The organism is Chryseobacterium sp. MEBOG07 (assembly GCF_021869745.1).
Classification (GTDB): domain Bacteria; phylum Bacteroidota; class Bacteroidia; order Flavobacteriales; family Weeksellaceae; genus Chryseobacterium; species Chryseobacterium viscerum.
On sequence record NZ_CP084579.1, the window covers coordinates 1,637,257 to 1,650,018 of the forward strand.

Below are 12,762 nucleotides of genomic sequence, written 5' to 3' on the forward strand. Positions count from 1 at the left end.
AGTCTTTAAACGGTGCTCAATTCCCCTCCGCTGGAGGGGTGTCGAAATCTATGATTTTGACGGGGTGGTTTACCACTCACAATAAAAAATCCCAGTGTTACCATGAACAAACAAGAAATAATAAATATAATTAAAGCAAAAGCGACGGACAAAATCCAGTCTTTTGAAAACCTTATCGCAGAAACACGAGCTTCCAATAATGATACGAAAAGCTCAATGGGTGATAAATATGAAACCGGCAGAGAAATGCTTCAGCAGGAAATTAATAATCTTCAGAGACAGCTTAATGAAGTTTTGAATCAGCAGGCTGTTTTGCAGAAAATAACGTCCGATCCTTCAGAGAAAGTTCAGAACGGAGCTTTGGTTAAAACCAATAAAGGGTTGTTTTATATCTCTGTTTCAATGGGCGAAATTGCTGTTGAGAATCAGAAAGTCATGACTGTTTCGGCTGAATCTCCTTTGGTAAAAGTGATGTATGGTAAAAAAACAGGAGAATCATTCACGGTAAATACCATTAGCCAGACGATTGAAAATATATGGTAAAAATATAAGATGTTAGATTGCAGATAAACAGCTGTTTAATAGAAAATAGAGATAGTCTCTATAAAAAGCATTCATAAAAAGGAGTGCTTTTTTTGATGGTTTTCACTAAATTTGAAAACTTAAAATCCCATTCAAAATGCAAAACTACCTGGATCTTTTACAGCATATTTTAGATAACGGAACTGATAAAACCGACAGAACGGGCACTGGAACAAGAAGTGTCTTCGGATATCAGTTGAGATACGATCTGTCAAAAGGATTTCCATTGGTGACGACTAAAAAGTGCATTTGAAGTCTATTATTTATGAATTACTTTGGTTTTTGAAAGGAGATACCAATATCAAATACCTTAAAGATAACGGAGTAAGAATCTGGGACGAATGGGCGGATGAAAATGGAGATTTGGGACCCGTGTACGGAGCACAGTGGAGAAGCTGGAATGGAGCAGACGGCAAAATTGTGGACCAAATCACAGAAGTAATAGATCAGATCAAAAAGAACCCTGATTCCAGAAGACTGATTGTATCAGCATGGAATGTGGCAGAAATTCCGAACATGGCTTTGGCTCCTTGTCATGCATTGTTCCAGTTTTATGTAGCAGATGGTAAACTTTCTTTGCAGCTTTATCAGAGAAGTGCAGACGTATTCCTTGGAGTACCGTTTAATATTGCAAGCTATGCCCTGCTATTGATGATGGTAGCGCAGGTTTGTGATCTGGAAGTAGGAGATTATGTTCACAGCTTCGGAGACGTTCATATCTATAACAATCACTTTGAGCAGGTCAACAGACAGCTTGCAAGAGAGACTAGATCACTTCCGACAATGAAGCTGAATCCAGAGGTTAAAGACATTTTTGATTTTGATTTTGAAGACTTCACATTAGAAAACTATGATCCACACCCAGGGATTAAAGCTCCTGTAGCAATCTAATATTTTTTTTATTCTGATATTTCTATTACTTTTGGAATTGTTAAAAACCCAATGTAATTGGAACACTTATGAAAGAAAAAAGAAATAATTATCAGATATTATTGAGTATCTTGATTATTGTTCACAGCCTTTATATCTGCCTGTCTGTTTTTAAAGAAAAAGTATTACTCACAGATGATCTGGCAAGGGTATATGAATTAAGAACTGTTTCAGAGTCATATTTTCTTTATATTTATTCCTTTCTGGATTCTGTAACCATGGCGGCAAGGCCTGTTTCAGGGCTGGTGACGGGAACTCTGTTCTATCTGGTAAGGAATAATGAATCTTTATATTTTTTAGGACTTCTCTTTTTTCCACTTTCATTAGCGGTGCTATATTGGGTCGCTAAAAATATATTCTCCAAAGAACTGGCCAGCCTGATTATTTTGTTATACTCAATCTCTATAATAGGTACAAGTATTCAGTTTTCTCCTCTTATGCTCAACTCGAATTTGGCAACAATCTTCTTTGCTTTGAGTATCTATTATACACATGTCAGACAAAGAATTGTTCCCAGCGCTTTGTTTTTCATTGCATCAGTATTGAGCTATGAAATTTTTCTTCCTTTAATACTGATCAATCTTTTCATGATTAAAGAAAATAGAAAAAAAATTCTATTTGCAGGACTTACCCTGGGAGCAATAGTGATTTTTAGGAAAGTAATCCAGCCGAATATATTTATACACTCTTATCAAAGAGATGATGTCAATAAAGTATTTGAGGTTAAAAGAGTGATATTTGTAATTGTTCTTTCCTTGAAAATGTTTTTCTACGACTTCTTCGTTGGCATTTATAAGGGACTGTTGCATGTGAAAAAAATGAATGTTTTAGAATTAATCATTTCGATAATCATGCCTTTTGTAGTCTATAAAGTATTCTATAATTTCGACTTTAAAAATAAATCTGAGAATCTCAAAAAGCTGTGGATCTTTTCTTTGATTTTCATACTGCTGGGGCTGAGTATTTTTCTCCTCTCTTCCTATATTCCTACACTTTTCGGATTTGAAAACCGAAATCTGGGAGCTATAAGGCTTTTTTATACCCTGTTTATTATTTCAGGCGTGATTTGGTTGTCTGTACAACTGAAGTTGCAGCAGAAAACAATCAGTATTTTTCTATCAGCAATAGCATTTTTATTTATTATTACCAATATTAGCATAAAAGATTCATGGATTTATGCCGCTAAGTTTAATAATGAGTTATTTGTCAAATTGAACACTGCTCTCAAAGAAAATAATATTGAGACTGGAAACATTTGCCTGGAATATGATGTTTTTCATGAACTTAAATCCAATCCCAATCTTACTTTAAGAGAACCTCTTTTCTATAATGACTGGGAAGCACCTTTGCTATGTGAAATGAACGGAATTGATCCTCAAAAGATTCATATTTACGGCACAGAAAGAGAATCAAACTGTACTATAAAGTTTTCTTATAAAGATGGGAAAATGACCCGCACGAAGTAGCTGATGCTTCAAATTATCTCGATATAAAAGCATAATCAGGCTTTCCTTTAATAATTGTTTCTTACATTTGAAAGAACAACTCCAGCTTGCTTATTGAATCTTTGTGAAAGAAGATAAATGGGCTGGTAGTAGATCATAAATTTCAAATGCTTAAAAATAAATCATGAAGTATTTAAAAATCGATATTGAAGAAAATGCAGACATTGAAGCACTGAAAAATGCAGTACTTCAACTAAAAGGAGTCGCTTCGATAGAAATAGTTGATGACGAAAATCCTGAAAGTGAACTGAAAAAAGCTTTTGCAAAAACGAAGGAACAACTTAAAAAAGGAGACTATGAAACCTTAGTCAATGATATTTTCGATATCATCATAAAAAAATAAATCTAAAAAATAATAAAGTAGACCGATGAGAAAGGCCATTTTATCAATTGCTATACTTGGGATTTTATTTTCCGCAAACGTATCAGCACAAACTGAGACTTCAGGAAGGGAAAAAGTGTACAGAGCTACCCATACCAAAGTAACAGAACTTAAACACACTAAGCTGAAAGTAGATTTCGATTATCAGAAAGAACAGATGAATGGGGAAGAATGGCTTACTGCCTCACCCTATTTTTATGCTGCAAATGAACTGACACTTGATGCAAAAGGAATGCTGATTCATGAAGTAGCTCTTGATAATAACGGCAAAAAATCCCCTTTAAAGTACGAATACAAAGGCGATGTCCTGAAAATTACTCTAGATAAAACATACCAGAGAAATCAGGATTATACAGTTTATATCAAATATACATCCCGCCCGAACGAAGTAAAACAGGAAGGAAGTATGGCCATCAATGATGCGAAAGGTCTTTACTTCATCAATGCTCAGGGGACAAATCCGGATATGCCGACACAGATCTGGACTCAGGGAGAAACAGAATCTTCTTCTGCATGGTTTCCGACTATCGATAAACCGAATCAAAAGACAACACAGGAAATCTACATGACCGTTCCTGATAAATATGTTACCCTTTCCAACGGTATTCTGAAAGATTCTAAAAAGGAGTCCAATAACCTGCGAACTGATCACTGGGTGATGGATAAAAGACATTCTACCTATCTTTTCTTTATGGGAGTAGGGGAATATGCCATTGTAAAAGACAAATGGAAAAATATTCCGGTTGATTATTACATCGAAAAAGAATACGAACCTTATGCCAAGCAGATCTACGGTAATACTCCGGAAATGATCGACTTTTTCTCCAAAAAACTGAACTACGACTACCCATGGGCGAAATATGCCCAGATTTCCGGCAGGGATTATGTGAGTGGAGCGATGGAAAATACCACGGCAACCCTTCACGGAAGTGATATCCTTCAGAAGCCGGGACAGCTTATTGATGAAAATAAGTGGGAAGATACCATTGCCCACGAATTGTTCCATCATTGGTTTGGAGACCTGGTTACTGCAGAAAGCTGGAGTAATCTTACCGTCAATGAATCTTTTGCCAACTATTCCGAATACCTTTGGAACGAATATAAGTACGGAAAAGACCAGGCAGATTATCACCTGATGTCAGACGTGAATCAGTATATCCACAATCCATCAGACTTCAATAAGAATCTGGTGAGGTTCAATTACGATTCCCGTGAAGATGTTTTTGACCTGGTAACCTATCAGAAAGGAGGAGGAATTCTCAATATGCTGAGAAACTATCTTGGAGATGAAGCCTTCTTTGCCGGAATGAATGACTATCTGAAAACCAATGAATATCAGAACGCAGAAGCACATCAGCTGAGACTTTCTTTTGAAAAAGTTTCGGGTAAAGATTTAAACTGGTTCTTTAATCAATGGTATTTCGGAAGCGGAAACCCAAAAATCAATTACTCATCTACATTTGAACCTGTGAAAAAGCAAGTGTCAGTAACTATTAATCAAACTCAGGAAAAACCATTTGAGTTCCCTCTGGCAATAGATGTATATGACAACGGAAAGCCAAAAAGATACAATGTTTGGGTAAATGCAGAGGCAAAGAATACATTCAGTTTTGATGTTTCTAAGACTCCGGATCTGGTAAACATTAATGCTGACGGAATTTTATTGGCAGATATTACCGATACCAAAACCCCAGAGCAGAACCTGATGCAGTTTACCAACTCTAAGGAATTCAAAAATAGGTATAATGCTTTAACAGGAATAAAAGATCAGGTTGGAAAAAGCCCTGCTGCCGTAAAATTACTCGCTGCAGCATTGAAAGATCCATTCTTTAGAATAAGAATAAAAGCATTGGGATTAATAGATCTTACCAATCCTGAGCAGATGAAAGCATTAGGCGCTGATGTTGAAAAACTGGCTTCAAATGATCCTAAAACCTTAACTCAGGCTGCCGCTATTGCCGCTTTAGGAAAGACAAAAGATAAGAAATATATTCCCTTATTTGAAAAAGGAGTCAATGCTGTTTCAAATGCTGTGAAAGGAAGTTCTATGAGTGCCATTCTTTCAATAGATCCGTCAAGAGCTAATAATCTGGCTGATAAAATTGATATGAAAGGAGCTTCGGATGAGCTGCAGGCACAATTGCTTCCGATTATTGTGAAGAATAAAATTACTTCTCAAATGGAAAATATTACACCGCTTGCAACATTTTATCCATTTATTAAATTCCAGAATCCGGAATTAGGAAAAGCAGCAGAAGAAGGATTCAATTGGATTATGACTTCAGATAACCTGAAAGCAACTGAAAGCGTCACAAAAATTGCGGGATATGCCAAAAACCAGATGGCAGATAACCCACAGGCAAAAATGATGATGGTTCAGATCCTGAAAGATGGCTTAAGCAAAAAGATGGAGTTGCTGAAGCAAAATCCACAAAATGCAGCAAGCATCAACAAGCAGATTGATGTCATCAATAAAGCAATTGAAAATTATAAATAAGTAGAGAAGCCAGCTGATTTTGCTGGCTTTCTTTTTTTCGGGGGCAATACCAATTTGTTTAAATATAATTTAAGGTATGCTGATTTTAATAATATTACAAAAATCAGCATTTTTCAACACTGTTTTTTGCGTTATCTTTCATAAATTCGTTTAAAATTTAGACAATTATGAGTTTTGGAATTGAAGCAGCGGGCTATTATGTGCCTGGTTTATATTTGGAGATTAAGGATTTAGCAGAAAAGAGGGGAATAGAACCAGCGAAATTGGAAAAAGGGTTAGGTCTTCATAAAATGGGACTTTCTGATGTTCATGAAGACGCGGCAACTTTTGCAGCAGAAGCATTACTGAAGCTTATAAAAGATTACGATATCAATCCTAAGGAAATAGCAAGAGTGTATCTGGGAACAGAAAGTGCTGTGGATGCAGCAAAACCTACAGCTTCTTATGCGGTACAGATGGTGGAAAAGGTGTTGGAAGAAGAATTTGGAGCAAGATGTTTCAAAAACTGTGACGTTCTGGATATGACCTTTGCTTGTGTAGGAGGGGTAGATGCATTGCATAATGCGCTGGATTTTGTAAGAGTGAACCCTGATAAAAAAGCAGTAGTGATTGCCAGTGATTATGCCAAATATGAATTGGCCTCTTCAGGAGAATATACACAAGGAGGAGGAGCCGTAGCTCTGCTGGTTTCATCAAAGCCAGACCTTCTTGAAATTGAAAATAACTGGGGAGTGGCCTCGGAAAGCGTCTTTGATTTTTTCAAACCAAGAAGATTATATAATAAAGAGGATTTGAATGGAGCACCGGAAACATACCCTGAAAAAATTGAAATTTTTACGGATGAACCTGTTTTTGATGGACAATATTCTAATCAGTGTTATCAGGATAGAATAAAAGAAGCCTACAGTCATTATAAAGAAATTACAGGACAGGAAAAACCTTATGAAAACTGGGAATATATTATTTTCCATCTTCCTTATGCCTTCCACGGGAAAAGAGTTTTTACTGAGATCTACAGCCTTGAGAATGGTCTTTCTTATGAAACTGCGGATGAGCAGAAAGCAGTTGCAAAATCTGAAAATTATCTAAAATTAATTAATGATAAAATAGAAAAGACACACAGAGCCTCTTCTGAAATAGGGAATATGTATACAGCTTCAATCTTCATGGCGTTTCTTTCCGCACTGCAAACAGCTTTTAATGAAAATGAAGAACTTTCAGGAAAGGAAATTGGCTTTGTAGGCTATGGAAGCGGTTCAAAATCAAAAGTTTTTGCGGGTAAAGTTTCTGACAACTGGAGAAAAGTAGCAGAAAAATGGGACTTATTCGAAAATCTAAACCAAAGAACAGCTGTTGATTTTGAAACTTATGAAAAGCTTCACAGAAAACAACTGAAAGAATCTGCAAATCCACAATACAAAGGATTTGGTCTGGTTTCTATAGAATCAGAAAATCCGGTATTAAATGGAGCTAGGTATTATAGTTATCAGAATTAATATATTTTCAAAATAAAAAATAAAGCATTCCAAATTTTGGAATGCTTTATTTTTTTGCTGCTTTTAGGTGTTTTAATTTGTTTATTTTATGCTATTTCTTTTCTTTTATTGAAAATATATAATACTTATTTTTGAATATTGTTTGTTAAAAACAACTTTTTTGATTCATTTTTTAATTCATTTTTAAAAATATATGTAAGGTAGTAAAATTTTTGACAATTGTTAAAATCCTGTTAATGTTGAAGTGTGCGGTTTTTTTTTACTTTTTTTCAACATATCACTAATTAGTTCTCGATAATTATTCATTTTTAACGAAATTACTGCAGTTTAAACGCTTGTTTATCAGTGTTTTGAGAGTTGAGTCTGTTGATTTTTATTAACATATTTGTGGGTGAGTATATTAAAAACTGTTAAATATGAGTGTGAAATTATGTGTATTAAGTGCCGGAGCCTTGTTTTTTATGGGGCAGGTTGTTTCGGCACAGAAGGTGAAGAAGGATACAACTGGATCAAAGCAAATTGATGAAGTTGTCGTTGTAGGTTATCGGACTACTACCAAAAAAACAGCGGTTACTTCAATTGCTACTGTAGATAGTAAAACAATTGAAAATAGACCTAATTCGAATGTTTTAAACATTATTCAAGGACAATTAGCTGGTGTAAATGTTACAGCAAGTACTGGGCAGCCTGGAGCAAAACCTACGGTCATTATTCGAGGTGTAGGTACATTTAATGGTAATACTGATCCATTATATGTTATTGATGGCTTTCCCTCTAATAGTGATAATTTTAGGTCAATTAATCCAAATGATATTGAAACGTTTTCTGTTTTAAAAGATGCTTCTGCTATTGCTGAATATGGGTCCAGGGGTGCTAACGGGGTAATTATGATTACTACTAAGAAAGGAAACTACAGCGAAAGAACACGTATTCGATACAATACCCAGTTTGGTGTTTCCATGTTACAGTCTCCTAAGTATAACTATGCTAGTTCCAGAGAATTATTAACGATGCAGAAAATTTATGGAGTTGGGTTAGGTGCTAAAATGACAGATGATCAGATTGCCAATTATAACATAGATACCAATTGGAGGAAAATTTTCTTTAGACCGGCAGTTACTCAAAGCCATGATCTGTCAATAGAATCTGGAGGAAAGAATATCAATTCATATACTTCTTTAGGCTATTTGAATCAAGACGGAATACTTAAAACTACAGGACTGAAAAGATTTACTGTAAGAAATAATATTAATGGTAAAAGTTCAAATGATCGATTCAAATACTCTTTAGTAACAGGTATTGGTTTTTCCAAGAATAATGAAGCTATTTTAGATGCTGGTGCAATTAACAGGAATTATGTATTAGGAGCTTATCAGTCTGCTCCTTATGTCTCACCTAGTTTATATCAGAATGGGAAACAACTATTTGATTTATATCAGCAAGATGGCACATTGTTGTATACACCTTTGATGCTGATGGATAAATTAGTAAATTATAATAACTTGACAGAAGAAGTCAGGTTAGATGTAGCTTCTAATTTGTCATACAAAATAACTAATGATCTTACAGCCAGAGTAAGAACCTCAGGACAGTATTTGCATACTAAGTTTACCCAAGCGGAATATCCTCTTTCATTTAATGCATTTTTATTTAAAGGAGCACAGGAATTTTCTGGATTTGAAGATGTTAATAATAGGAGAGAGTATTTATTCAATAATTTATGGCAATTAGAATATTCAAAGACTATAGATAAACATACTTTTTCTTTGGCAGGAAATGTTGAATATAACTATTCACAGCTTGATATAGCAAATATGAGACAAAGAGGTTTAGATCCCAAGATTTTTGTTCCTGGAACAGGGGCAGGATATATTGCTGATACTCCTGATAATGATTATTATGGATCACAAATTTCTGTATCTAAACTTAAGCTAAATATGATTTCGTATTTTGGGTTATTCAGTTATGATTTTAATAAAAAATATGGTATTGAAGGGGTTATCCGGAGAGATGGTACTAGTAGATTTGCTGATGGTAGGCAATGGGGGAATTTTTGGTCAGTTGGAGGGCGATGGAATATCGATCAAGAATCTTTTATGGATCACTTAAAGTTTGTAGATGCATTTAAATTAAGGGCTTCCTATGGTACACAAGGAAATCAGAGAATTGTCGATGGAACTATTTATGCAGGATTAAATCCTCCGGGTTTTACCAATATTTATTCTGTTACCAATAATACTTATAATGGAAACCAAGGTTACGGGATTACTTTCGGTGATAGTAACTTAAGGTGGGAAACAACTAAGCAATATAATATAGGGGCTGATTTTGAATTTTTCAAAAGGAGATTGAGAGGTTCTTTTGATTATTATAATAAAAAAACTGTTGACCTGTATATGCCTGATCCAACTGCTCCTGTATTGGGAACCTTAAGTATTGTAAGAAATACTGATGCTTCAATAGTTAATAAAGGTATTGAAGTGAGTTTAGCTTATGATATATTAAAAAATAAAGGGAATGATATTTCTTTAACCTTTAGAGTTAACGGTTCAATAAATACACAAAAAGTAGATGGTATTAAAAGTGGAGGAGGTCGAATTTCTGAAGGAACGGAACCCCAATATGTGACGGCTAATGGAGGGTTATTGAGAGAGCCTTTTGTTTATAAATACTTAGGTGTAAACCCTGTTAATGGAAATTTATTGTTTGAAGATATTAATGGAAATCCTACAGAAAATCCAACTGCAGCAGAAAGAAAGTTATATGGTAAAAATAATTTGCCAAAGTATCAAGGAGGTTTCGGGGTTGATTTTAATTATAAAAATTTCTTTGCTTCAACTACATTTACCTTTGTTGCTAGGGTAGTGCGCTATGACTATGATTTGTCTAGTTTATATGATCCTAATAATCTGGGAAGTTTTACAGTAGAAAAAGCACTTCAAAATGCATGGACACCTACTAATACCAATACAGACGTGCCTTCTCTAAAGGCTGCAAATCTAGGACTTCAAGGGCATTCTGATCGATTTTTGAAAGATGCATCCTATCTTAGAATGAGAAATGTTCAGATTGGCTATAGATTTCCGCAGAGATTTTTAATAGATACTTTTATAAATAGCTTATCAATGACATTACAAGCAGAAAACTTATTTACTATTTCAAAGTGGAAAGGGTTTGATCCGGAAAGCCCTAGAAATAATGATCAACAAAAGTATCCTACACCTAGAATTATAACTTTAGGTTTTGATGTTAAATTCTAATTGAGAAATATTAAAATAATTACAATGAAAAAATACTTATATATATAACATTAGTGTCTGGATTACTGCTAACTTCTTGTGATAGTGATTTGTTGGTACCCTTTATTCCCGGTTCGTTAACGGAAGAAACAGCAATTACTCAATCTTCAGATTTGCAGAAATTAATGAATTCAACTTATAATATTCTTTCAAATAGATCTGACGTTGTATTTTCTTCTGTTTTTACGGATGAAGTGGGAATTGGATATGCAAATGGTGGACAAGGGCTTTCAACAGAGTATATTTTCTTGCTGATACCTTCTTCGACTATTCCTGCTAACATCTGGGTAGGAACTTATTCAGCTTTAGCAAGGGCGAATAGGGTTATTCAGTATGCAGATAAAATAGTACCTGTAAATGCTGCTGATGCTGTACTGATTTCAAGATTAAAGGCTGAGGCTCTGACGATAAGAGCCTACGGGCATTTAAAAATATTGTCATATTATTCACCTAATCTTAAAGATGATGATGCTTTAGCTGGAATCCTAGCAAATAGAATATTTACTCCTGAAGAAAAAGTAAACCCAAGAGTTACAAATGGAATATTCTATGGACAGATTCATAAAGACTTAGATGATGCACTTACAATCTATAATGGACTTAGTAGTTATGTAGCTGATAATAAGGTTGCTAATAAAAATTTTGCAAAAGGACTGAAAGCGAGGGCTTATGCCTATAAAGGAGATTATCTAAATGCAGAGAAATGGGCAGATGAAGTAATAAATACTTCAGCAATAACATTAGCTAATCCGGCTGATTATCTTAAAGTGTTTTTTACAGATAATGAGCCCGCTAATAAAGAAGTGATTTTTAGGTTAAAGAGAACGCCTCAACAAAATACACAGTTAACTAATTTACATAATGGTTGGTGTTCTGTGGCTCCAAATTTAAATGGTTCCCCTTTCTATGAGGTAAGCAGGTCTTTGTTTAATATTCTTGATCAGAGACCAACAGATGTTAGGCGAAATGTAATTGTGGCTCCATCTTCAATTATTGATCCTAATTATGCTGCATCAAATGATTATAGAAATACAGATAAACTAATTATCCAGAAATACGGAGGTACGGAAACTGGAACAACAACAGCGGCAGTAACCGCTACAAATGGTTTTAATAATGATTACAAAATCATGAGAATATCTGAAATGTATCTTATTAAAGCTGAAGCAAGAGCTAATGCTGGAGATTTAGCAGGTGTAGGGGGAGCATTAAAACCTATTTTAGATGCGAGACTAGGTGTGGCGCAAGTAGCTCCAGTGTACTCAAATATAACGGCTGCATGGGCAGGAGTTTTAAATGAAAGAAGATTAGAACTTGCTTATGAAGGACATCGCTATATTGACATCAAGAGATTAGCAACATTAGCAAGTGTAACAGTAGATAGGGATCCAGCAGACTATTCTTCCAGCTCTTCGAATTTTCCAGCAGCAAATCCTGCTAATCTACCTAACAACAGTTATAAATTTGCTCTGCCAATTCCACAGGATGAGTTGAATGCAAATCCAGGGATTGTTCAAAATCCAGGATATTAAAGGTTAGTCTAAAATCAGTTAAAAGTAATGCTTTATTTCGAGCTGATTTATACTAAACTTTTAATATATTTTATTAACAAATTCTTATATTTTAACTTCAGGAAGGCGATCTAAAAGATACCTTCCTGTTTTTATATCATATTGTTTTTAATTTAATAAATGGAAGCGGCCCAAAAACAAAAGTCTTATCTTTATTTTGTTGAAGCGTATAACTCTGTTCGGATCGGAGCCATATATTATCGCTATCAGAAGTAAAATAATCCTGAATTTAATATAAAAAACACCTCATATTTTGGGGTGTTTTACTTTTTTATCAAGGTGAAAACAGTGAGAATTTTCACCATTTTTTTCAGTTGAATTATTTTTAAGTTTAATGGTAAAAAGGTTAAAAAAATACAGAGAATAACGATGAACATATTGGGAGCTTCAACCGAATTCTGAATATAGTATATTAATAGTTTTTTAATTTTTATCTCAACGAGACTATCTTAAAACAGGGGTTCTCTGCCTGTAAGAGTGTATTTTTTATATAAAAATTA

Annotated in this window: 7 protein-coding genes and 1 pseudogene; all 8 read left to right on the forward strand. The window is 34.5% G+C overall.

Annotated elements, in window-relative coordinates:
- Window positions 1-102: 102 nt before the first annotated feature.
- The 8 genes and pseudogenes from LF886_RS07545 (at window position 103) to LF886_RS07580 (ending at window position 12,223) form a co-directional block, all read left to right on the forward strand.
- Entirely contained in the window at window positions 103-543 is a 441-nt protein-coding gene (locus LF886_RS07545; protein ID WP_236853572.1) for a hypothetical protein, read from the forward strand.
- A 136-nt stretch (window positions 544-679) separates the two neighbouring features.
- Window positions 680-1,473, forward strand: a pseudogene (locus tag LF886_RS07550) (thymidylate synthase).
- Window positions 1,474-1,541: 68 nt separating this feature from the next.
- Window positions 1,542-2,978, forward strand: coding sequence for a hypothetical protein (locus LF886_RS07555; RefSeq protein ID WP_236853573.1), 1,437 nt, complete (start codon window positions 1,542-1,544; stop codon window positions 2,976-2,978).
- 163 nt (window positions 2,979-3,141) lie between these two features.
- Window positions 3,142-3,360 (forward strand): hypothetical protein, encoded by a 219-nt coding sequence (locus LF886_RS07560; protein WP_236853574.1) that lies wholly within the window; start codon window positions 3,142-3,144, stop codon window positions 3,358-3,360.
- A gap of 25 nt (window positions 3,361-3,385) precedes the next feature.
- The gene (locus LF886_RS07565) at window positions 3,386-5,896 is read left to right on the forward strand and encodes a M1 family metallopeptidase (RefSeq protein ID WP_236853575.1); all 2,511 of its coding nucleotides are present in this window, start codon (window positions 3,386-3,388) and stop codon (window positions 5,894-5,896) included.
- 167 nt (window positions 5,897-6,063) lie between these two features.
- Entirely contained in the window at window positions 6,064-7,392 is a 1,329-nt protein-coding gene (locus tag LF886_RS07570; protein ID WP_236853576.1) for a hydroxymethylglutaryl-CoA synthase family protein, read from the forward strand.
- 416 nt (window positions 7,393-7,808) lie between these two features.
- Complete coding sequence (locus LF886_RS07575) at window positions 7,809-10,652, forward strand: SusC/RagA family TonB-linked outer membrane protein (RefSeq protein ID WP_236853577.1); 2,844 nt, start codon at window positions 7,809-7,811, stop codon at window positions 10,650-10,652.
- A gap of 53 nt (window positions 10,653-10,705) precedes the next feature.
- Entirely contained in the window at window positions 10,706-12,223 is a 1,518-nt protein-coding gene (locus LF886_RS07580; RefSeq protein ID WP_236853578.1) for a RagB/SusD family nutrient uptake outer membrane protein, read from the forward strand.
- Window positions 12,224-12,762: the final 539 nt, after the last annotated feature.

Excerpts from the sequence above, each read along its gene's own strand:
- LF886_RS07545 (WP_236853572.1), top strand. The coding sequence starts at position 103 with ATGAACAAACAAGAAATAATAAATATAATTAAAGCAAAAGCGACGGAC.
- LF886_RS07555 (WP_236853573.1), top strand. The coding sequence starts at position 1,542 with ATGAAAGAAAAAAGAAATAATTATCAGATATTATTGAGTATCTTGATT.
- LF886_RS07560 (WP_236853574.1), top strand. The coding sequence starts at position 3,142 with ATGAAGTATTTAAAAATCGATATTGAAGAAAATGCAGACATTGAAGCA.
- LF886_RS07570 (WP_236853576.1), top strand. The coding sequence starts at position 6,064 with ATGAGTTTTGGAATTGAAGCAGCGGGCTATTATGTGCCTGGTTTATAT.
- LF886_RS07575 (WP_236853577.1), top strand. The coding sequence starts at position 7,809 with ATGAGTGTGAAATTATGTGTATTAAGTGCCGGAGCCTTGTTTTTTATG.
- LF886_RS07565 (WP_236853575.1), top strand. The coding sequence starts at position 3,386 with ATGAGAAAGGCCATTTTATCAATTGCTATACTTGGGATTTTATTTTCC.